General features: G+C 57.6%; 15 protein-coding genes. 11 read left to right on the top strand and 4 right to left on the bottom strand.

Going from position 1 to position 23,455, the window contains the following annotated elements; translation table 11 throughout:
• Positions 1 to 12 precede the first annotated feature (12 nt).
• Entirely contained in the window at positions 13 to 1,749 is a 1,737-nt protein-coding gene (locus ACXWTF_RS03570; RefSeq protein ID WP_461713638.1) for a GspE/PulE family protein, read from the top strand.
• Positions 1,746 to 2,990: a type II secretion system F family protein gene (locus tag ACXWTF_RS03565; RefSeq protein WP_461713637.1), complete on the top strand. Its 1,245-nt coding sequence runs from the start codon at positions 1,746 to 1,748 to the stop codon at positions 2,988 to 2,990. Before ACXWTF_RS03570 ends, ACXWTF_RS03565 begins: the two co-directional genes overlap by 4 nt.
• Before the next feature lie 29 nt (positions 2,991 to 3,019).
• Here ACXWTF_RS03565 and ACXWTF_RS03560 read toward each other — a convergent pair whose 3' ends face one another.
• Positions 3,020 to 5,101: an ATP-dependent helicase gene (locus tag ACXWTF_RS03560; RefSeq protein ID WP_461713636.1), complete on the bottom strand. Its 2,082-nt coding sequence runs from the start codon at positions 5,099 to 5,101 to the stop codon at positions 3,020 to 3,022.
• A 186-nt stretch (positions 5,102 to 5,287) separates the two neighbouring features.
• Here ACXWTF_RS03560 and ACXWTF_RS03555 point away from each other — a divergent pair, with 186 nt between their 5' ends.
• The 9 genes from ACXWTF_RS03555 to ACXWTF_RS03515 all read left to right on the top strand — a co-directional run bounded on the left by ACXWTF_RS03555 (position 5,288) and on the right by ACXWTF_RS03515 (position 20,222).
• Positions 5,288 to 7,912: a valine--tRNA ligase gene (locus ACXWTF_RS03555; protein ID WP_461713635.1), complete on the top strand. Its 2,625-nt coding sequence runs from the start codon at positions 5,288 to 5,290 to the stop codon at positions 7,910 to 7,912.
• Positions 7,912 to 9,450 (top strand): SulP family inorganic anion transporter, encoded by a 1,539-nt coding sequence (locus tag ACXWTF_RS03550; protein WP_461713634.1) that lies wholly within the window; start codon positions 7,912 to 7,914, stop codon positions 9,448 to 9,450. The genes ACXWTF_RS03555 and ACXWTF_RS03550 overlap by 1 nt, the downstream gene beginning before the upstream one ends.
• On the top strand, positions 9,447 to 9,656 hold the full coding sequence (locus ACXWTF_RS03545; RefSeq protein ID WP_461713633.1) for a DUF2905 domain-containing protein: 210 nt from the start codon (positions 9,447 to 9,449) through the stop codon (positions 9,654 to 9,656). The genes ACXWTF_RS03550 and ACXWTF_RS03545 overlap by 4 nt, the downstream gene beginning before the upstream one ends.
• A 140-nt stretch (positions 9,657 to 9,796) precedes the next feature.
• Complete coding sequence (locus tag ACXWTF_RS03540) at positions 9,797 to 10,222, top strand: FecR family protein (protein WP_461713632.1); 426 nt, start codon at positions 9,797 to 9,799, stop codon at positions 10,220 to 10,222.
• A gap of 1 nt (position 10,223) precedes the next feature.
• Positions 10,224 to 10,820 (top strand): OmpA family protein, encoded by a 597-nt coding sequence (locus ACXWTF_RS03535; RefSeq protein WP_461713631.1) that lies wholly within the window; start codon positions 10,224 to 10,226, stop codon positions 10,818 to 10,820.
• A gap of 4 nt (positions 10,821 to 10,824) precedes the next feature.
• A complete protein-coding gene (locus ACXWTF_RS03530; RefSeq protein WP_461713630.1) occupies positions 10,825 to 12,759 on the top strand; it encodes a CHASE2 domain-containing protein in 1,935 nt (644 codons plus the stop codon).
• A 471-nt stretch (positions 12,760 to 13,230) separates the two neighbouring features.
• Positions 13,231 to 17,316, top strand: coding sequence for a hypothetical protein (locus ACXWTF_RS03525; RefSeq protein ID WP_461713629.1), 4,086 nt, complete (start codon positions 13,231 to 13,233; stop codon positions 17,314 to 17,316).
• The gene (locus ACXWTF_RS03520) at positions 17,313 to 19,508 is read left to right on the top strand and encodes a hypothetical protein (protein WP_461713628.1); all 2,196 of its coding nucleotides are present in this window, start codon (positions 17,313 to 17,315) and stop codon (positions 19,506 to 19,508) included. The genes ACXWTF_RS03525 and ACXWTF_RS03520 overlap by 4 nt, the downstream gene beginning before the upstream one ends.
• Positions 19,509 to 19,559: 51 nt before the next feature.
• On the top strand, positions 19,560 to 20,222 hold the full coding sequence (locus tag ACXWTF_RS03515) for a CPBP family intramembrane glutamic endopeptidase (RefSeq protein WP_461713627.1): 663 nt from the start codon (positions 19,560 to 19,562) through the stop codon (positions 20,220 to 20,222).
• A gap of 47 nt (positions 20,223 to 20,269) precedes the next feature.
• Here ACXWTF_RS03515 and purL read toward each other — a convergent pair whose 3' ends face one another.
• The 3 genes from purL to ACXWTF_RS03500 all read right to left on the bottom strand — a co-directional run bounded on the left by purL (position 20,270) and on the right by ACXWTF_RS03500 (position 23,449).
• Positions 20,270 to 22,483, bottom strand: coding sequence for a phosphoribosylformylglycinamidine synthase subunit PurL (purL, locus tag ACXWTF_RS03510; protein ID WP_461713626.1), 2,214 nt, complete (start codon positions 22,481 to 22,483; stop codon positions 20,270 to 20,272).
• 98 nt (positions 22,484 to 22,581) lie between these two features.
• Entirely contained in the window at positions 22,582 to 23,109 is a 528-nt protein-coding gene (gene greA / locus ACXWTF_RS03505) for a transcription elongation factor GreA (RefSeq protein WP_461713625.1), read from the bottom strand.
• Positions 23,110 to 23,113: 4 nt separating this feature from the next.
• The gene (locus tag ACXWTF_RS03500; RefSeq protein WP_461713624.1) at positions 23,114 to 23,449 is read right to left on the bottom strand and encodes a hypothetical protein; all 336 of its coding nucleotides are present in this window, start codon (positions 23,447 to 23,449) and stop codon (positions 23,114 to 23,116) included.
• Positions 23,450 to 23,455: the final 6 nt, after the last annotated feature.

The raw sequence follows: 23,455 nt of genomic DNA, 5'->3' as shown, positions 1-23,455 counted from the left end.
AGGCAATCCGTAGTGGATAGAATTACACACGATCTTCTGGAAAAAAAGCATATCTCTCAGACACAGATCGACCGTCTGGTCAAAGTAGGGGTCAAAGAGGAGATTTTGCTGGAAACACTGACAAAAGTTGGGGCAGTGTCCCTCAACTTTGTCAAACGTTTCGTCGTTGAACAGATCCGGGCCGGCAAATATGACCTGGAGATTCTCAAACAGTATCCATTTCTTCCCGAAAGAGCCGTCTTAGAGTATCTGGCGGAAGTCCTGGAAATCCAGTATATCGACCTGGATTCTATCGATATGGACTACCGTCTGGCAGAACGGGTGCCGCTGAACCTGCTGCAACGTTCCAATGCTCTTCCGGTAGCGGAGAGTGATATGAGTATCACAGTCGCTTTTGCCGACCCACTCAATATCGATGCGCAGGAAGCTATTCAACGCGTTTTCCCCCGCAAACCGCTGCAGGTTGCCATTTCTTCGGGTAAACAGATCCAGTCCTACCTCTTCAAAATCGACATCAAAAGCAGCGTCAAAGGTCTTGTTGACAATATCCGTAAAGAGCTTAACACGATCGGTTCACCCGAAGAGCAGAAAGACGCCTCATCGATCCTCCAATTGATCAACGTTATTCTAAAGACTTGTATCAAGAGCCGTGCCAGCGATATTCATATTGAACCGACGGAGAACAACTGTGTCGTCCGGGCACGCGTCGACGGAAAACTGGCAGAGATGTTTATCTTTGACCAGGACATCTATCCGCCGCTCTCCTCACGCTTCAAGCTCCTCTCCAATCTCGATATCGCCGAAAAGCGAAAACCTCAGGACGGACGTTTTTCCGCCATGGTGGGGGACCGTGAGTATGACTTCCGTTTTTCAACCCTCCCGATTCTCTACGGCGAATCGATCGTTATGCGTATTCTCGACAAGGAGAAAGCACTTATCCGGCTGGAAGATGCCGGTATGGATACGGACGGATACAAAAAGCTGATCCAGGCACTGAAAAAGCCCCACGGCATTCTCTTGGTTACCGGTCCGACCGGATCGGGGAAAACCACGACACTTTACGGCGCCCTCAACGAACTGCGTAACGTCGAGGACAAAGTCATTACGGTCGAAGACCCGGTTGAATACCGTATGAACCTTATTCAGCAGGTTCAGGTCCATCCGCAGGTTGGTATGACCTTCGCCGCGGCCCTGCGCTCGATCCTGCGTCAGGACCCGGACAAGATCATGATCGGTGAGATCCGTGACCATGAGACCCTGGAGATCGCTATCAAGGCGGCACTGACGGGTCACCTTGTCATTTCGACCCTCCATACCAACGATGCCATTTCCGCCCTGCCCCGTATGGCCGATATGGGCATCGAGCCCTACCTTATCAGTGGGGCCGTCGTTGCCGTTCAGGCACAGCGTCTCGTCCGGAAGATCTGTCCGCACTGTAAAAAAGAGCTTGAGGTTCCGCAATCCGTTCTGAAAGAGTATAAGGCATACATTCCGCCGGATACGATCTTCTACCACGGGGAAGGCTGCAAAGAGTGTAACGGCAGCGGTTATCTCGGACGGGAGATGATCAGTGAGGTGCTTCCCATTACGGAAACACTCAGCAGTATGATCGCCAGGAGCGCATCCAAAGAAGAGATGATGAAACAGGCGATTCAGGAAGGTTTTGTTAGTATGTTCCAAAATGGGATGAAAAAAGTCGTCGAAGGCAAAACAACTATCGAAGAAGTCTTGAGGGTGGCAAAAGAATGAAATACTATCTCGCAACAGTCCTTTCCAAAGGGAAAAAAGTCCAGCACGGTTTTTATGCCGACGGTAAAAAAGAGGCAATGTATATTGCCAAAGTCCGTTACCCCGGTATCGTTGTCAATGTTATGGAGGGTGCAGCGCCTTTAGAAGACCAGCTCAAATATTTCAAAGAGCGGTTTATCGGCAGTGTCAAAAAGAAAAAAGTCAAACCCGACTCACTGATTGCGGCAATCCGCCAGCTTGCCGTTATGACCAATGCGGGTATTTCAGTCCATGATGCGTTGAACGAAATCGCACGGGCATCAAACGACCCCGTCCTTGAAGAGATTTTTTCCTCCGTAGCTGAAGATATCAACTCGGGTTCAAGTATGTCCAAGTCCATGGAAAATTTCCGCTTTCAGCTTGGTGGTCTCACTCTGGCAATGGTTGAACTAGGAGAGCAGACCGGTAATATGGCTGAATCACTCTATCAGCTCGCCGACATGCTCGAAGAGATCCGACGCAACGTCATCAAGTTCAAAAAAGCGATGGCGTATCCGCGTAACGTCATGATCGCCATGGCCGTTGCCTTTACGATTCTGATCTCCTATGTCGTTCCACAATTTAAACAGATCTTTGCAGAGCTCCATGCCGATCTGCCATTGCCGACGATCATTCTGTTGAAACTGGAATATCTATTCAACAACTTCGGTCCCTATGTCCTTGCAGGTCTTATTGTCATCTTTATCATATTCAGATATATGCTCAATACGAATCGTGAATTCAGATTCCGATGGCATCAGCTTCTACTCAAAGTCTATCTGATCAAAGACCTGATCATGTATTCGACACTCAACCGCTTTACACTGGTTTTCTCCGCACTTGTCAAAGCGGGGATTCCTATTGCCGACGCGCTTGAAACTTCCGTTGCCATGATCGACAATCTTCCGCTGCAGGAGAAACTTCTGACCGTAAGACAGGCCGTTGAAAAGGGAGCTTCTCTCAGTGAAGGGCTTGCAGATACAAACCTGTTTGAGAATATGATTATCCAGATGATCTCTGCAGGTGAGCAAGGGGGTCAGCTCGACTCGATGCTTGAAAAGGTCACAGACTATTATAAGATGCGTTTCGACCAGATCATCGACGGTCTTGCCGAAGCGATCGAGCCGATCATGCTCTTCATCATTGCATCAATGGTCCTGCTGCTTGCCCTCGGTATCTTCCTGCCGATGTGGTCTCTCAACGACGCCGTCCACGGCCGTTGATCTGAAAGAGGACGCTTTGCAGCGTCTTCTTATTTCTCTTCTTTAGCTTCCTCTTTTTTCACAAGCATTCTGTACTCTTCATCCTCTTTTAACATACCGGCCTCATACAGAAATATCGATGGAACAAACTGTGCTTTTTTGATCCGGTCGTATTTGGCAAAACTGAGATAGAGTATATCCTTGGCGCGGGTCACCGCTACATAGAAGAGCCGCCGCTCTTCGTCCAGGCTCCCTCCCCTTCCCATCAGTTTCCGGTTGGGGAAACGCCCGTCCATCAAATCGATGACATAAACCTCTTTATACTCCAGTCCCTTGGACGCATGGATACTGAGCAGATGCACCCCCTCGCCCTGCGTCAGGTCCTGGGAGCCCAGGATCATCGCATTAAGAAAGCGTTCATGCTCTTTGTAGGGCTTGGCCAGTTCCTGAAGTACCGCCGGTTTACGGCGGATACGCTCCAATGATTCCGTTTTAAGCTTCGCATCGACCTGACCGTCAGGCAGTATGGCACGCCGGACGGCCAGCTGTTCTGCCACCGTTGCATACAGTTCGGAGGATGCGATCTTCTGCACGACATTCTGAGGTCGGGAGAGGTTTTTGATCGCCTGCAGCAGTGTATAGAACTGTGAAAGCATTCTGGCGCCGTCTTTGGTCAGTTTCGGATGCTTCAAAACTGGATTTTTGAGCAGTTTCTTTTCACTGATGACCTCGGCGAAACGTCCGGCATGTCCCAGTTCAAGAAAATCATCGAAGAGTCCCAACTGGTGATTCAGTTTCCGCTTTTCGAAGGGATTTGAAATCTTCAGGTCGGGTGTATAGAGCCCCCGCAACATCGATCCTCCACCGAGGAACTGCAGCGCCACGTAGAGCTCCTTGGCCAACGCGCTTCCAACCCCTTTAGCATGTTCGAACACATGGATGAACGCCATCATATCGCTCTCGTTGACGAGCAGTGTATAGATATCGAGAATAAACTTCACCTCTTTGGCATCAAAGAAACTGACCCCGCCGCGCCGGCGGCAGGCTATCCCCTTCTCCCGCAGTGCCGCCTCGATCCCGTCCGCGCTGGAGTTGTTGCGGAAGATGACGGCGATCTCTTCAGGCTCAGTTACGCTCTTGCCGATCATTTCCGCAATGCCGTGATACTGCTCGAACAGTTCGTCGTAGACGAGCAGCTTCGGCGGCGGTGCCACATGATCACGGGTCACCTCCAGCTGTTTCGGATAGATGCGTTCATTCTTGGCAATGACCTTGTTCGCCAGGGAGAGGATCGGAACCGTTGACCGGTAGTTCTTCGAGAGGGTATGGACGTCGGCGTCGGGGTACTTCTGCGAAAAAGTGCCGATAATGGAGATGTCCGCCCCGTTGAAGGCGTAGATGGACTGGTCGTAATCGCCGACGCAGAAGAGTGACGGCGGGCTCATAGCGTCGATCAGTGTCCCCTGCAGGGCATTGGTGTCCTGGTACTCGTCGACAAGCACCTCTTTATACCCCAGTTCCATCCGTTCGCAGAGCTTACGCATCTGCAGGAGCAAATCGTTGAAGTTCAAAAAACCGTACTGGGTTTTCAGCTCCTCGAACTCATCGATGATGTCGGCATAGATCATGGCAAAACGGTCATGTTCCTCCTGCCTCTCTGCAATCCACATCTCGAAACTCTTGTCCATCTCCGTATTCTGGTAGTAGGAGTAGAGGTCGTAGAGGTAGTTGGCGCCGTAGGGTTCGTTCTCCCCCTCCAGGTGGTGGAAACTGCGTTTTTCGTAGACGCTGCGGAAGAGGGTCTTAAGCTCACGCTGCTGCTTGAGAACGACCTTGCCCTGCTGCCGTTTGAGCCAGCGGTAACTTACCGCATGGAAGGTACCCGCATCGATCTGCCCGGCCTTCTCCGTGCCGAAAAAGGAAGCGACACGTTCGACCATCTCCGCCGCCGCTTTGTTCGTGAAGGTCAGCAGCAGGATCTCGTGGGGCTGCACCCCCTGCCCCAGCAGGTGCGCGATCCGCCCGACGATCGTCGACGTCTTTCCCGTACCGGCGGAGGCGATGATCAGGTTATGGCCGAAGGGTGCCGTCGCGGCACGGTACTGTTCTTCGTTGAGACGGGAAAGGGGCACTGCTGTCCTTTGCGGGTAGACTTCGCTCTTACGGGTGAGATGCGGGAAAATTCGGCTGTCAAGGTGACGGCTTTACGCTGTTGAGTCCGGCATTTTACCTCCGTTTCGCTATAATCCGCCTAAAATTTAAGCGCCTTCATTCATTTCAAAATCTGAACAAAACAAGCGCAGAATACGGGGACATCCATGTCAAAAAAAAGCTATGATCCTTCATCCGTCGAGTCGGCGTTCTACCCTATCTGGGAAGAACGCGGCTATTTTGAGATCGACGGGAACAAAGCCATCCAGAAAGAAGACAAGAACTTCGCCATCATGATGCCGCCGCCGAACGTCACCGGACGCCTGCACATCGGCCACTCCCTCACCTTCACCCTCCAGGACATCATTGTCCGCTACAAGCGGATGGACGGCTACAAGACCCTGTGGCAGCCGGGCACGGACCACGCGGGCATCGCGACGCAGAACGTCGTTGAGAAACAGCTGCTCGAAGAGGGAACGACCAAAGAAGAACTCGGCCGCGAGAAGTTCCTGGAGCGTGTCTGGGCGTGGAAAGAGGAGTCCGGCGGGATCATGGTCGGCCAGTTACGCAAAATGGGCGTCTCCCCGGCATGGAGCCGCGAGCGCTTCACCATGGACGAGGGGCTTAAATCCGCCGTCAAGGAAGCCTTCGTCAACCTCTACGACAAAGGGCTTATCGTCCGCGGCAACTACATGGTCAACTGGTGTACCCACGACGGTGCCCTCTCCGATATCGAGGTCGAATACGAAGAGCATAACGGCCACTTCTACCACGTCCGCTACCCCTATGCGGACGGCAGCGGTCACATCGTCGTCGCCACGACCCGTCCGGAGACCTACTTCGGGGACACGGCCGTCATGGTCCATCCGGATGACGAGCGCTACAAGGCCCTTATCGGGAAAAAACTGAAACTGCCGCTCATCGACCGCGAGATCCCCATCATTGCCGACGAGCACGTCGACATGGAGTTCGGAACGGGGATGGTCAAGGTCACCCCGGCGCACGACCCGAACGACTACGAAGTCGGCAAGCGCCATGACCTCGAATTCATCACCGTCTTCGACGAGAAGGGTATCCTCAACGACTTCGCGGGCGAGTTCAAAGGGCTCGAACGCCTTGAAGCGCGCGAGGTCATCGTCAAGCGCCTCGAAGAGGAAGGCTTCGTTGAGAAGATCGAAGACCACGTCCACCAGGTCGGCCACTGCTACCGCTGTAAGAACGTCGTCGAACCCTACATCTCCAAGCAGTGGTTCGTCCGCGCTGAAACGGCCAAAGGGAGCATCGAGAAGGTCAACGACGGACTGGTGAAGTTCTTCCCGCAGCACTGGATCAACAGCTACAACGCCTGGATGAACGATCTGCGCGACTGGTGTATCTCCCGCCAGCTCTGGTGGGGCCACCGCATCCCGGTCTTCTACTGCAACGACTGCGGCCACGAGTGGGCGACGCAGCAGGAGGAACCCGAAGCGTGTCCGCACTGCTCCTCCAAGAACATCGTTCAGGACCCGGATGTCCTCGACACCTGGTTCTCCTCGGCGCTCTGGCCCTTCTCGACCCTGGGCTGGGGCAACGGTGATCCGGTCATGGACAAGCTCTTCGAAAGCGACGACCTCAAGAACTTCTACCCGAACAGCCTGCTGATCACCGGCTTTGACATTCTCTTCTTCTGGGTCGCACGGATGATGCTGATGGGCGAGACCTTCATGGGCAAACTGCCGTTCGACCACATCTACCTGCACGCCCTGGTACGCGACGAACACGGTCAGAAGATGTCCAAGTCCAAGGGCAACGTCATCGACCCGCTCGACATGGTCGAGAAATACAGCGCCGATGCCCTGCGCTTTACCCTGGCCGTCCTCGCCGTCCAGGGACGCGACATCCGCCTCAGCGAAGAGAAACTGGAACTGAGCCGCAACTTCACCAACAAGCTCTACAACGCGGCGAAGTTCCTCCAGATGAACGTCGAGACCTTCGACGACCTGGAGAACATCACGGTCACAACCGACCTGGGACGCTATATGCAGAGCCGCTTCAACGCCGCCGTCGTCGAAACCCGCGGATTCCTCGACGAGTACCGTTTCAACGATGCGGCGACGGTCCTCTACCGCTTCTTGTGGAACGAGTTCTGCGACTGGGGTATCGAGCTTTCCAAGGTCAGCAAGGAGAGCGTACCGGAACTGGGTGCCATCTTCAAAGCGTCCATGAAGCTGCTGCACCCGTTCATGCCGTTCATGACCGAGTACCTCTACCACGAGCTCTCCGGCACGTCGCTTGAAAGCGGCGACTCCATCATGATCAGCCGCTATCCGGAAGCGGGCGAACGCGATATGCAAATCGAAGCGATGTTCGACGTCATCATGGATGCCATCGTCACCGTCCGCCGCGCGAAAACCCTCATCGACATGGGCAACCAGAAGATCGAAGAGGCCTATGTCAAAACCGATGCCGAGACCTCCGAAGCGATGGATGCCTACATCTGCCGTCTCGGCAAGGTCGAGAAGGTCGGTTTCGTCACAGAGAAAATGGAAAACGCCGTCAGCGACGTCGGGGAGAAGGTCGAGGTCTTTATCCCGACCGGTTCCATCGACCTCGCGCCGATCGTCGACCGGCTGGAGAAGCAGAACGCAAAGCTGGAAAAAGAGATCGCCAAACTGGCGGGCATGCTCAACAACGAGCGCTTCGTCGCCAACGCGCCTGAAGAGGTCGTCGCCACCAACCGCGAAGCCCTTGTCGACGCCCAGAACAAACAACGCAAGATCCTCGACCAGCTCGAGAGCCTGCAGGGAGCCTGATGTTCAACCTCCAGAACTACCGTACCGATAACATCAAGAACGACGTCCTCTCCGGGCTCGTCGTTGCCGTTGCCCTTGTGCCCGAAGCGATCGCCTTCGCTTTCATCGCCGAAGTAAGCCCCATCGTCGGCCTCTACACTGCCTTTATTCTCGGCCTCATCACGGCACTGATCGGCGGAAAGCCCGGCATGATCAGCGGGGCGACCGGCTCCGTCGCCGTCGTGCTTATCGGGCTAACCCTGGAAGTCTCCGGACTCCTGCGTTCCCAGGGAATGGGCGGAGAAGCGCTGGCCTGGGGCGTGCTTCAGTACGTCACCCTCGCCGCCCTGCTGACGGGGGCCATCCAGATCCTCTTCGGCGTCTTCAAGATGGGTAAATTCATCCGCCTCGTCCCCCAGCCGGCAATGTACGGCTTCGTCAACGGCCTGGCCATCGTCATCGCCACAGCACAGTTCAAGTTCTTTGAGGGCGAAGGCGTCATCATGTATACCCTCGTCGCGATCACGATGCTGATCATGTTCGTGCTGCCGCGCTACACCAAAGCGGTACCGGCAGGCCTCATCGCCATCGTTGCGCTCACCCTCATCGCCTACCTCTTCGGCCTCCAGACCGGTACCGTCGGCGACATGGCGAACCTCTCCGAATTCAAAGGGCACCTTCCCTCATTCCACATTCCGGACTTCATCCTTGACCCGGAGGCGATCCTCGTCGTTCTCCCCTACGCTGTCATCATGGCCCTTGTCGGCCTGATCGAGTCCCTGCTGACCCTGGCGGTGCTTGACGAGATGAGCGGCACCCGCGGCAGCGGCAACCAGGAGTGCATCGCGCTCGGGACCGGGAACATGACCTGCGGACTCTTCGGCGGGATGCCGGGGTGTGCGATGATCGGCCAGTCCATCATCAATTACACCTCCGGCGGTCTCGGCCGCCTCTCTGGCGTCACCGCCGCCGTCGGCCTGATGGTGCTCGTTGCATCGCTCACCGACGTGCTCAACGTCATCCCCATTGCCGTGCTCGTCGGCATTATGTTCATGGTCAGCATTGGGACCTTTGAGTGGAGCAGTTTCAGCCATATCCGGCATATGCCGCGCTCCGACGCCTTTGTCATGGTCGCCGTCACGCTTATCACGATCGTCGAGGACCTGGCCATCGCCGTCATCTCCGGCGTCATCATCTCCGCCCTTGTCTTTGCCTGGAAACATGCGCGCATCTACGCCAAAAGCCAGGTCGAAGCGGACGGCACGAAAGTCTATGAACTTGACGGCCCCCTCTTCTTCGGTTCGACGGCGAGCTTCTTCGACGCCTTTACGATCGACCGCGACCCCCCGCGCGTCGTGATCGACTTCCGCAATGCCCGCGTCATGGACGCCTCCGGCGTCGAAGCGATCGACACGATCACCCGCAAATACGAGGATGCCAACAAGCAGCTCACCCTGCGGCACCTGAGCGAAGACTGCAAGAAGCTGCTTAAAGCCGCCGGCCCGCACTGCACCTACGAGGTCACTGACCCCACCTACAAGGTTGCGGTCAACCTATGACGGCGAAATGGCTGATCCTCGCCGGCATCGTGCTGGTTGCCGTCGGCCTTCTCTTGCACTTTGCACCGGGCCTATTCAACTGGTTCGGCAGACTCCCCGGCGATATCCGCATTGAAAACGAACACTCCCGTATCTACATCCCCATCACCTCGATGATCATCATCAGCATCGTGCTCTCACTCTTTTTCTATCTCTTTCGGCATTAACGTCTTTCGCTCACCGATTCTGCTATCTCCCCAGACATATACCATATCCTTTATCGCTCTTCTCTCGGAACATAAGATTGACAATTACACACAATTTGTCATACAATCTATAAAAAATGTCCCCCGCTTAAGGTGACCCGATGAAACGCGCCCTACTTCTCAGCCTATTAACTCTTCAGCTCTGGTCCGCCGAAGCCGTTGCCGTACTGGAGAGCCAAAAGAACGAGGTCGGTATCCGCCGGGGAGGCAGTGTTATCACCCCGCAAACAGACCGTGCGGAACTCTACCGCGGCGACATCCTTTTTACCGGCAAAAAGGGTGTCCTCAGCATTGTTTTTAATGACGGAAGCACGGTTGCCCTCGGACACAAGAGTGTGCTGAAAATCGACGATTATCTTTTTGACCCGGGTCAAAAAGCCTACCGTTTCGACCTCTCCCTGGACGAAGGAAGCGCTATCGTCGAGACCGGAAAAATCGGCAAGCTCTCTCCCGAATCCGTCACGTTCAGAGTCCCCGAGGGTACCATCGGGGTGCGGGGTACGCGCTTTTTCGTAAAGGTGCACTGATATGGTCGAAGTCCTCCTTGTTTCCCTCGTCATTGTTGTCACCGCGCTCGTGATGAAACCCTCCGGGACGGATGTCGTCCTGCTGGACAACAACAGCAGCCGAAACGCCATCATCGTCTCCACCGAAGGCGGAAGTGTCACCATTGACACCCCCTACGAAGGCACCAGTCTGGAGAGCACTTCGGAAGCGCCCAGCGCGCCTGAGACGGTTTCGGATGCGGCGCTGAACGCCGACGACGCCGACACCTTCGCCGCGGTTCCCCCTCCGCCGCTGACCCTCACCCTCTATTTCAAAAACAACAGCGATGATCTTACCCCGAAATCGCGCCGCGATCTCGACCTGATCCTTCCGCTGCTCCGGGAGCTGAGCCCCCTGTACGTTGCCATCACCGGGTACACCGACACGACGGGAAGTGCGTCTTACAATCTTGCCCTCTCCGAAAAACGGGCCTCGGCACTCAGAACGCTGCTCGAACAGCAGCATGTAGCGATGCGCCGCTGCCAGACCGACGGCCTGGGGGAGTACCTTCTCCAGGTCCAGACACCGGATGAAACGACCGAACCGAAAAACCGCCGTGTCGAGATGACGATCCGGTAGCGCTATGCGGAATTTTTACGTCGTCGTCGCCGTCACGACGCTGCTCTTCTACCTTGCCGTTTACCCTACTTCCCTCCTGCAGCAAAGCGACAACCTCCTGTATGACCTCTATAAAAGGATGGCGACGGCCGTCTCTCCGCTGCAGCTCGGCGAACCCGCAACGGTGATTGTCGAGATCGACGACGAGAGTCTCGAAACACTGGGACAGTGGCCCTGGCCGAGGGTCCTGACGGCCAAGCTGCTCGAACAGATCGGCACCTACAAGCCTGCCGCCATTGCGGCAGATATCATCTTCCCCGAAAACGACCGGACCTCGCCGCAGGAGCTGATACAGTTCTACCGAAACTATTTCGGCCTCTCCCTGCACATTGAGGGGCTCCCTGAGCAGCTTTACAATAATGACACCCTGCTGGCCGATACGATCGCCCGCCTGCCGCTGCTTCTGCCGCTCTATCTCAAAAACACGACGGAGGATGATACCGCCGCCTGTTTTGACAAAGCCGGTTACCACATCGATGCAAAAGGGATTGACACACTTTATACCGGTGTCGGGCTCCTGTGCAATATCCCCGAACTTCAGACCCAGGCACGTTCGACCGGGTTCATCAATGCCCATGCGGACCGCGACGGTATTTTCCGCCGGATGGCACTGGCCATGCGCTTCCGTGAGGAGCCCGTCGCCGCACTCACCGCGGCCATGCTGCTCACCTCGGGGCGCTTCCCGTCAAACCTGCAGCTGATTGGCACCCCTTACGGCCTCCAGGCGGTACTCGGCGACCATCGGTTCTATACCGATGACCATGCCAACGTTCTCCTCCGTTTCTACCCCAAAAACACCTACCGGCACATCTCCGCCGTCGACCTCCTCCGCGGGCGTGTGGATCCCGCCGATATCCGGGGAAAATACGTGCTGGTCGGCGCCACAGCCGTTGGGCTGCATGACCGTTATACCGTGGCCCCCGGGGAGACACTGCCCGGCATCTATATGCACGCCACGCTCATCGAGAACGTTTTGAACGGCGACCTCATCTCCCAACCCGGTATCTTCCCGCCGCTCAACATGCTGCTCTCGTTTCTGAGTGCCATGGCAGCACTGCTCATGTTCCGGCACAGACGCTACCTCTCGATCATCATCTTCTTCAGTACGATGACGCTGCTCTACAGTGCCGCCGCCGTTACCGCCCTGACCTATGCCCTTTACATTGCACCGGGCTATTTCCTCTCCCCCCTGGCCCTCAGTTTCCTTATTACGGCCCTCTCCATCGCCGTCATTGGCTATACCCAGCGCAAACAGTTCTACGAGCAGCTCAGCCACTCTCACCAGGCCGCCCTCGACAGTATGGCCCTTGTCGCGGAGACCCGTGACACCGAGACCGGGGCCCACATCATCCGCACCAAAAACTATGTCAAACTTCTTGCCATGGCGATGGCCCGGAAAGGGGCCTACAACGAAACCCTCACTGCGAACTACATCGAGCAGCTCTTCCACACGGCACCGCTGCATGATATCGGCAAGGTCGGCATACCCGACCATATCCTCAAAAAACCGGGTAGCCTGACGCCCGAAGAGTTCGAGACGATGAAACTCCATACGACGTACGGCAAAGAGATCCTCGACAACGCCATCGACAGCTACCATGACAATGCCATGCTCCGCGTCGCCCGCAATATCGCCTACTCCCACCACGAAAAGTGGAACGGCAGCGGCTATCCCCAGGGGATTTCCGGAGAAGCCATCCCCCTCGAAGCGCGCCTGATGGCCCTGGCGGACGTGTATGATGCCCTGATCAGCCGGCGCTACTACAAGGAGGCTTTCTCCTTCGAACAGACCGAAGCAATCATTCTCGAAGGCCGGGGGAGCCATTTCGACCCGCAGATCGTCGACGTCTTCCTCGCGCTCAAAGAGGAGTTCCGCCGCATCGCCGAGCGTCACCGGTAGCAGATTCGCCACCTTTCAGAACCGACATCTATCATCACTGCGTTCCCCAAGATGTTATCAAACGGTTGCGGATCTGTCCCCCGGAGGTAATAGAAGCGTACTATGATGGAACACATGAAAGCAGAGTCTACCAATATCTTTACAAAGTGCTGTAAGCGTCTGGACAGCTTCTTTTTCCGCTTCACCTACCTGGACTACGAGGATTTCACGCTGGCATTCAAAATGCGCTGACAGCTCCTTTCCCCTTTCCGGCGACACCACGGCCGTTTGCCTCCCCATACTTATATACGGCATCTTGTTGTGTCTTTTAAGTTACAACTTGTAGAATTGTCTAGTACGTCTTTTTAATTATTAATATGAATGTATGTTTTTTAGTATGCATACGGTAGAGGCGTAAAAGGCATAGCTCACGGTAGGAGTCGTTAGGGAAACGTCAAACGGAACGCAGGCAAACGCAAAGGGGCGGGAACGATGGATCAATGGCTTGACAATCTTTTTAGGGAAATCATCTGGCAGGCTCTCCGAGACATGTGGGAGGACATCGCCACATGGGGAGAAACGCAAATTGAAACCAAGCTCAAAGAGCTTGCAAGTGAAGTCGGCAGCGAAAAGCCGCTGGCATCCTCACCGCTGGTACGGGTGACAAATTATACCGCCACATCCGATCCGGAAATAGACCATATCACCTTTCTCATCCGGGGACGCATTCCCCTGTTCAAGGGGATGGAATCGGTCTTTATGCGTGTGGAGGTCATCATCTCTACGGACGTCGATTTGATGAGCGGGGGTTCTCCCATCACCATCATCGAATGGATTACCGTCATGGGCGACCTCAAGATCAGGAAAAAGAAGGTCTTCAACGCCCAGCTTGGTCTGGGCTACGACGACGGGGTCTGGATGGGACACGGCGCGCTGAAAATAGAGCCGGCCGGTTTCGGCCTGGACCTCTTCCTGGGCGGTCTGAGCGACCGCGGTGTCATGATCGGGCTGGATGTCGACCTTCCGGCACCCGTCCCGCTGGGCAGTACGGGCCTGGGACTCGCCGGGATGGGAGGCGACTTCGCCTACAATTTCATCGCCCGTCTTGAAAAGAACGGCCTGCCTGTCACCGACCCGGCCGCCAATGATTATGTCCGCTGGGCGAAGAACAAGGAGCTCGACCGCTGGCAGGCCGGTCCCATCGACCAGACAGCCGTGGGCGTCGGCATCCGAACGGACCTGGTCACCCTGGCGGACAACGGCTACGTGCTCAAACTCGAGCCGATCGGTCTGGCGGTGCTGACCCCGGGCCCGGTCTTTATCCTGGGCGGAACGGGCAAGCTGATCTCCAGCGACTCGGCGCAGGTCGAAGGGTACATCGTCGTCGACATTGCCTCGGCCTCCATGGCGCTCGGCATGGGTGTCAAGGTCAACATCCCCAAAGATGGGAAGACCTATCTCCTCCGTGCGAACGGAGTCCTCGACGCTTTTTTCTCCTTTGAAAACCCGACCACCTGGTATATCAACCTTGGTACCCAGCAGAAGCAGATCAGCGGAAAGATCCTCTCCGACCTGCTCCGCGCCGAACTCTTCTTTATGATCAACAATTACCGTATGGCCTTCGGCGCCGGTATCTCGATCGGGGGCGAGTGGAAATGGAGTATCATCACCCTCTTCGCCCGGATCGGCGCGGCCGTCGCCGCCACCATCGGATGGAACCCGGTCCTGCTCGAAGGGCTGTTCAAGATCTGGGGCGAGCTGGGGCTCAAAGTGTGGAAATTCAAGTTTGCCCTGAGCGGCGCGGCGGAGGTCCTGGGACATACGCCCGATCCGACGGAACTGGATGTCACGTTCAAATACAAACTGAACCTTCCCTGGCCTATTCCCGATATCAAAGGCGAAAAGACGCTGACCCTCGGGGATGAAGAGCCCGAAGCGCCTGCGGTCGCCTCGCCGCTGCTAGCCGGGACGTGGAAGCGGGGGGCCGAATCGGACAGCGGCGCGATGAAACCGGCGCTGCTGCATGCCCTGACCGGACGGCAGTGGGAGTTCAATGCCGAAGCGCGCGGGGCCTGGCCTGATGCCGAGATCGTGATACCGTTCAGCACACGCGTCATCGACCAGACCGGCAAAGTTGTCGGCTCCGCCATCAGCGCCGCGTCGGAGGGAGGCTACACCGTCACCCACCGGCTGGACGCCCTCACAGTGACCGACATCGCCCAGGGCACGACCGTCGCCGGTATCCAGGCGGTTTGGGCGGCAGGACCGGGCGGCGATACCGCACGGCTTCACATCAACGGGCAGGACCCCTTTGCCTGGGTCGTCCCCCACGTGGATACGATAGAGAGCACCTATGAAACCCCGGGGCGTACCTGTGAAGTGAACTTCGGGTACGGCACGGAGGAGCATTTCATCAATCCCCGGCGTTTCAATGAGATGCTCGTCGACCCCATTCAGAACATGGGCTCGCTTGAAACGGTGTTCCAGCCGGCACTGCCGACCCGGGTGTTTAAAAGCGAACGGTTTGAACTCGCTTTCCGCACGGCAACCGACCTTCCCGTCGAAGTAGAGCAGATCACCCTGTATCTGGTGGGAAATCTCGAATACGATCGGAAAATGCGGATCGAGACCAAATATGGTGTCTATACCGTATCGGATGTCGTCTGGAGTCCTTACGACACTCTGCAGCTGATGGCCCTGACCATTCAGCTGCCGCAACCCGAAGCGACCATTGTCATCTCGTCCGGCAGCAAGGATCGCGACCTGCTGCTCTATGCCGTACGCTACACCGAAGCACGCCAACGCAGCTGTAACTGGCAGGAGAAGGTTGTCCTGACACCGGGCCGGTACGAAGTGTCACTCTCCGGCACCTCCGTTGCGGAGTATCCCGGCGGGGGCCTGCCCAGCAGCAAAACGACCGAATGGGAACTCAACGATACCTTCAACATCGATTTCCCCGAAACCCTGCGTCCCTATATCCGCTCCACCACCATCGGTGACAACCGGATCTTTTTTGACGAATCTCTGCCCTGGAACCCCACGATGTACGGCTTCGGTTTCCCGATTTACCAGGACTACCGTCCGGCAGTCCGCTTTCTCGTACCCTATATGGACGCGATCTTCAATCCGCTGCGGATGCGCATCGTCTGGGAGAGCGGGGGGACCGTCGTCCAGGACCTTATTCCGGGTCCGAACGGTGACGGCGACTCCTACCTCCCGGGACAGTCGCGTCAATGGATAGCGGAACACTGCGGCACGGTCTCGCCGGATCAGGAGATCGTCCTTCCCGACCTCCTGACCCAAAGCGGTCCGGCCGCGGTGGCCCTTGCGTTCGAGCACCCCGAACGCGGCGAGGTGAAACTCGACGGCTGGAACTGCTACGTCTCCATGTTCGCCTCCTTTACAGAGCACCTCGACTGGAACAGCCGGTGCCTCACCGTGCGCTACGGCCCCGGCGGGCGCACCGAAAGCGCATGCTGCCCTTCGATCATCCCCGTTTCGTCTCAGAAACCCCACCGCCCCGTGCGGAAAGGAAACCGTGTCGATCCGATTTTCGCACGAAAAACGCTCTCTTTCGCTGAAACATTCCGCCCCGTTTTCGAGAACGACCGACGGATCGGCAGCGGCGACCTGATCCAGCCTGTCTACCCCGAAGAGCTCAGTGTCCCGCCCGTCAACTGGCGCCTCCCGACGGCGATGACCCAGTGGATCACCCCCCTTGACGCTCTCAGTGCCGAGCGCTTCACGCGATTCGCCGCGGCATCCGGCGCCCGGTTCAACGACGGGAGCGGCGATATCCTCGACGGGATCAATGATACCGTCGAGCGCACGACCATAGAGGCTGTCACCGACGGCAGCGGCCGTCCTTTGGCGCTGTGGGTCCGAACACCCGAACCGGTGGATTGGCGCCGTGTCGAAGCGTCGCTGCAGATCAGACATGTCGAACAGAGCGGCGACTGCCCTACCGGATACGAGCTGCGCCATCCTCTTGAACTGACCGTCGAAATCCTGCCGAGTCCGGATGCCACATCCGCATTCCTGGTCGGGGGACTGGCCGGGCACCGCACCCGGCTGCCCCGCGGCGAATATACCTTGACCCTCCGGTTTGACACGACGCTGCCGGGGCTGCCGCGCCTGCGCCCCTCACCGGCCGTCGGCGGCCCGACCGAGCAGATTGCCCTGACGTTCATACAGCCGTTCGGGGAGCGGTGGCCGCTGCCGGCCTCGCCCATCGAAATTCCTGCCGGTCTGCTCGAACGGCTTGCCGTCATTTACGAGATCCCATGGGACATCATCGATGCCCTGATCGACCCCCGGGTCGACCCCGACTGGATCAAAGAGCGCCTCAGAGGCGACCCGACACCGCCGCTTCAAACGCCGGATCAGCCCGCACTGGATGCATTCTCTTCCGCCGTGAAACAGCTTGAAAAAGTCTCAAAACGCCTTGCCGACCTGCCGGAGAGCCTTGGAAGTGCCATTCGCACCCTCTCCGCAGCGGAAACCAAAAGCGTGCCGAAAACGTCCGCTCCCGACGTTGGGCTCGATAGCGACGTATCAGATAAAGGAGGCATGGAATGAAACTCTATCTTACAGGACTCGGTTGGGTCGACGACGCACCCACAGGCCACCGGTTACGCTGGTCGTACCCCCTGCAGGCGCCGGACGGTTCCGGCGGTTTTCTCGGTCTGCCCGATACCATCATCGTGGAACGGGCATGGATGGACGAACTCTCCCCCCGCAAACCGGAAACCCCCGGCGAATCAACGGCACTGCTTAGCGTGCCCGCCAGCTGGTGGAACGTGCACGGCGACATCATTCCCGACGGATTGATTGTCTGCCGGTTTGAGCTGCCGGCCCCCGTCCAGGCTGTCCGATTTACCTATCGCGGCATGACGACCCGGCTTCGCGTATTTGATAGCGCGACGGACACACTCGTGGCCGAACGCAGCGTCTCCGACGGGGAAGCCGTGCTGATCGAAGCGGCAGACATGGACCGTTTTGAACTGCTCGGCATGGGAAGCCGTTTCGAAAACTTCCGCAGCCTCGACCTCTTCGATGACCGGGGGCTCTCCTTTGAGGAGATCGCCCGCATCCGTGTCAAAAAGACCCTCGATGCCGACCTGGCAGCCGTGGCGCCGCGCAGCTCGATACCGACGACCCTCGATGCGGCGGAATGGCACGAGTTTGTCACGGCGGCACAGGAAGGTCAGGCTTCGGGCCCGGCCGATCTCAAAGAGGGGGAAGCCTCCCCCTGGGAGATCTTCGGGATGATGACAGCCCTTCGATGGGAACATGCCCTTCTGTTCGGCCACGGCTTTTTCGACGGTCCCCGGCCCAAGTGGCCGAAGATAGACGATCTCAAACGCGACCTGCTGCTCGACAAGATACCCTCGGGCAAGACCGCCGTCTACCGCGTCAGAGAAAAAGACAAACGGGTCGGCCCCAGCAATCTCGTCATCTGCCTCTCCCGTCCCGTTGCCGATCTGACTGCGCCCGGTGTGCCCCTCTACGGCGATCCCAAAGTGCATTTCGGCATCGACGCCAAAACGGATAAACCCGTCTTCGAGGCCAGCTATAACCTGCACTGGCAGCAGACGGCTGCAGATGCCCTGGGGGTACGGCTCGAAGAGGAGACTTCAAAAAGCCCTTCCATCGGGGGCGATCTGCTGAAGGAGAGTGTCGAGAACCGTACCCGCTTCCCCGATGAGCTGCCGGGCGAAGGCAACCTGACCCGGCGCCGGGAAGTCCCTTTCCATGATGTCTGGGTCCGCTGCAGGGTCTGCGCTACCGATGCGTGGGATCGCGAAAGCAGCTTCAGTGCATGGTCGCCGTGGAACGGCCTCTCCTTTGGGTATGAACCGCCGGCCCCGCCGTTGGTAGAAGCACGCTATCAGGGCGGGACCGCCACCCTGATACGCAAAACGGAGACGCCGGCGCTCCCCGGCTGGTTGCCCGACAAAGTCATCAAAGAAGATGCCGGGGCCAAGGTGCATGTCTATCGGCAAAAAAGCGGCGCGGCGGGTCAGCCCCGTCTGGAAGCCGTCACGGTATCCGCACCGGTCTACGTCGGCGCCAACCGCTACCGCACAACCGTTGCCGGGGCAGGTGCATTGGACGATTTCCTGGGAGGATTCCTCGTCGCCCCGCCGTTCAAAGCGGAAGTCACGGGCGTCTCGGGCAGCGACGTCTTCTTTGAACCGGGAGACGGCGGCACTACCCTTTTTCCCGCCGGAGCCGCCGAACTCCATCAGATGCCGACGCATCTCGACCTCTGGACGAAGGTTGCAGAGTTCGACCCCGCAACCCTTCCGACCGAACTTAACGTGCCCGATCCTCTCCCCGGTCCCGACGGGGTATCCGACACCGTGGCCTACCATCTGCGCCTCAAGGCCCTTGGCAAAGTGGGCCCCGCCGGCAATACCGTCCGGGCGGTCCGAATCCCGGTGACTCCCACGGTTCCGCCGCCGTTCATTGCCGAACCCCTCGGCGTCGATTTCTATAACCGTACGATGATCAAACTGACCTTCACCAACCCGCTCTCTGCCGGTCTTTACACCGTCTGGTGGGCTGACGGCACCCCCGGTGATTTCGCTGCGGAAGCCGTCCCCGGAGAGCAGCGGGCGCAATCCCCTTACCAGAGCTACCATCTGTTCGATTCGCTTTCACTCCCCCTCCCCCAGAGTGCCGGCCGTACCGTCACCATCGGTGTCCAGCAGGTCAATGACGGCGGAGGGCAGAGCGACTTCGTCACGGCCACCCTGCTGCTTTGAGGCATCAACGTGCCCTGAAAAGGGCACCCTGGTACAGCAAAAGAATTTTCGATGAAAAATGGAACTGACGTGCCTCCCTTTACAAACATCGTTATCTTCTCCCGTCTCCGGCTCCTGTTCGAGACAGTGCTGCTCTACTTTGCGCTTCCGCTGCTGATCATCACGGGTTTGCTGCCGAAGTTTGCCGTGATGCCGCTGTTGTGGCTCGGCATGCTCTATGCCCTCTATGTACTGCGAAAAAAGGGTGACACGCAGCTGCGATGGCATATCAACGGCGGCGAACTTTGGAGGATACTTATCCGCTTCGCCCTGTTGGGAACATTATTGGGTGTCGCGGTATGGATCATTTTCCCCGAACGGCTTTTTGCGTTTCCCGTCGAGCACTCCGGGCTCTGGCTGATGGTGATGCTTCTCTATCCTCTGCTCTCCGCCCTGGCGCAGGAGATCCTCTTCCGGGCCTTTTTCACTTACCGGTTTGAACGCCTCATCGCCGACCGGCGGATTCTCATCCTGTTTAACGCCCTGCTCTTTTCCCTTGTGCACGGGGTATTCGGCAATCCTGTCGCCATGATCCTGAGTTTTCTGGGAGGGCTGCTCTTTATGCGTACCTATCTGCGTACCCGCTCCGTCGCCATGAGCGCCATTGAGCACTCCCTCTACGGCAATCTTGTCTTTACGCTGGGAATCGGGGGCTTTTTCTATCATGCCGGCTAACGCCGACATGAGGTATCAGAGGAGGTTACAGTATCGTGCGGGTGGGGTCAGATATCCTGCTCGACGACGCGTTTGAAGGTGTTGAAGTAGAGGTCGTCCAGTGTCGCGAGCGGGAGTGAAACGTCGTTGATGCGGACAGCGTCACCGCCGACCATACCGATCTTCTCGAAGGCGAGGCTGCCGGCCATCGCTTCGAAGGCCGCCGCGTTTTCCGGCGCGACCTCGATGATCGCACGGGCCATACTCTCGGAGAAGATGTCGCGCGCATCCGCGACCGTCATGGTGACGTCACAGCCCAGGCCGCTTGTTGCCGCCATCTTGCCGAGCGCGACCGCTGTCCCGCCGGAGCTGAGGTCTTTCGCGCAGGAGAGCAGGCCCTGCTTGTTCGCCTCGATGACGAGCTCCCAGAGTGCCAGTTCGTTCTTGTAGTCGATCGCCGGCATCTCGCCTGCGACGGTGTTGCAGAGCTCTTTCATATAGAGTGAACCGCCGAACTCGCTCTTCGTCTCGCCGACGAGGTAAAGCAGGTTGCCCGCCTTCTGGAAAGAAGACATCAGGACCTTCTTCTCGTCGTCGTTAACGCCGACGGTCGCGATCGCCGGGGTCGGGAAAACGGAAACGCCGTTCGTTTCATTGTAAAGCGACACGTTCCCGCCGATAACCGGAGTGTTCAGTTCGGCACATGCCTCTTTGATCCCCAGGCACCCTTCAGCAAACTGCCACATCACTTCCGGGTTCTCCGGGTTGCCGTAGTTCAGACAGTCGGTGATGGCCAGCGGACGCGCGCCGCTCATCGCGACATTGCGGCCCGCTTCGACGACGGCGGCCGCCGCGCCGTTTTTCGGATCGACGTAACAGTAGCGGACGTTACAGTCCGAGCTCATTGCCAGGGCACGGCCGTTCTCTTTGACACGGACGACGGAAGCGTCAAGCATTCCGCCTTTTTTCACGGTGTTCGTCTGGACCATGGAGTCGTACTGCTCGTAGACCCACGCCTTGTCGACGACCTCCATGGAAGCCATCAGTTTTTCAAACGCCTCCTGGTTGGACGGTGTTTCAAAATCGTTGATGGAGACACCCTTGATCGTGTCAAGGTAGGCCGGGCGCACCGTCGGGCGGTCGAGCACAGGTGCCTCTTCGGAAACCGGGTCGACCGGGACGTCCGCGCACTTCTCGCCGTGCCAGAAGAGCTCCATGCGGCCCGTGTCGGTCACTTCGCCGACGACGGCCGCATCGAGGTCCCACTTCTCGAAGATGTCGATGATCGCCTGTTCACTTCCCTTTTTCGCGCAGAGAAGCATCCGCTCCTGGGACTCGGAGAGCATGAACTCGTAGGGCATCATCCCCTCTTCGCGCGCCGGGACCTTATCGAGGTGCATGATCATCCCCGAACCGGAGCGGCCCGCCATCTCGAAGGAGCTGGACGTCAGCCCCGCCGCACCCATATCCTGGATACCGATGACGTAGTCGGTCTTGAAGAGTTCCAGACACGCCTCAAGCAGCAGCTTCTCCGTGAAGGGGTCGCCGACCTGGACCGTCGGGCGCAGCTGCTTGGACTCCTCGGTGAAGGAGTCGGAGCTCATGACCGCCCCGCCAAGGCCGTCGCGGCCCGTTTTGGAACCGACGTAGATGACCGGGTTACCGATCCCCTCCGCGCGGCCGTAGAAGATCTCGTCGGCCTTCGCGACACCGAGGTTGAAGGCATTGACGAGGATATTGCCGTTATAGCACTCGTCGAAGCTGATCTCACCGCCGATCGTCGGGACCCCCATGCAGTTGCCGTAGCCGCCGATCCCCTCGACGACGCCGCGGACGAGGTAGCGCTGGTGGTGTGCCGTCTCATCATCGCCATGCACGTTACCGAAACGCAGGGCATTGAGACTGGCGACCGGGCGCGCCCCCATGGTGAAGACGTCGCGCATGATCCCGCCGACGCCCGTCGCGGCACCCTGATACGGTTCGATAAAGGAGGGGTGGTTGTGGCTCTCCATCTTGAAGACGGCCGCGTACCCGTCGCCGATGTCGATGACACCGGCATTCTCGCCCGGCCCCTGGATAACCCACGGCGCCTTCGTCGGGAAGCCGCTGAGGTGCTTTTTCGAGGATTTGTAACTGCAGTGCTCCGACCACATCGCTGAGAAAATTCCAAGTTCTACCAGGTTCGGTTCGCGCCCGAGGATCTCTTTGATATGGGCATAATCAAGCTTGGACAGTTTGTGCTGGGCCAGAAGCTCGTCTATGTTTTCTAGTGGCTGATTCACTGCATTTCCTTACGCATAAATAGTGGGAAGGATTATAGCAAAGGGGAGTTGAATTTCCGGTGGTGCCGGTTGACGGCAACGCAGAGGGGGAACGCTTTTCAGGCGAAACTGAAATCGGCCTCGCCCCGGATCTTTTTTTTCAGTGAAAAAAGCGGGATGTATTCGATGCTCAGCACCTCATATGCCCGCGTTCCGGCAGGCAGTTTTACCGTCAGTTCGTCCCCCTCCGCTTTGCCCATGACCGCCCGGGAGAGAGGTGCATGCACGGAGATGAGCCCGATCTCCGGTTCGCTCTCTAGCACCCCGCAGATCGTGTAGCGCTCTTCCTCCCCGTCCTCGATGCGCTCCAGGGTGACCGTCGCACCGAAATGCACCCGGGTGTGGTCGAGTCCCGCGGGGTCGATCACCCGCGCCTTTTCGATCATGCCGTTGAGGTAGAAAAGACGCTTGTCGATATGGCGGAGCTTCTCCTTGGCGGCATGGTACTCCGCGTTTTCGCTGCGGTCCCCAAGCTCTGCCGCCACCTGTTTTTCGTGGTTGACGCGGGGTTTTTCGACCTCTTTGAGGAATTTGAACTCCCGCGTCAGCAGGTCATACCCTTCGGGGGTCATAGGCTCGACCCGCATCGGGTTACTTGCTGTACCCCAGGATGTAATAGGTCTCTTTGCCCGGGACCTGTTCCAGGTCGATCTTGTATTTTTCGGTGAAATGGTTCAGGCGTTCCATCGCTTCGGCCTTGCGTTCGTCGCTCGGCGCCTCGATCTTGATCTTGAAACAGTCGCGTGTGTTGGAAAGGGCCACGAAACTGTCATCGACTTTCAGCTGCTCGTGCAGCTCAAGGATATGTTTCTGGATCTTGTCATACCCGGCCGTATTCGCTTCGATGCGTCCGACCTGCTCCATGAGTGCCTCGTTCGGTGTATAACCGAGCTGTTTCAATACCGCTTCACTGTCAATAAACTGCAATGCTTT

The sequence above is a fragment of the Thiomicrolovo sp. ZZH C-3 genome, assembly GCF_054862725.1.
The sequence above is the reverse complement of the archived record's forward strand: the minus strand, read 5'-3'. Positions and strand labels throughout refer to the sequence as shown.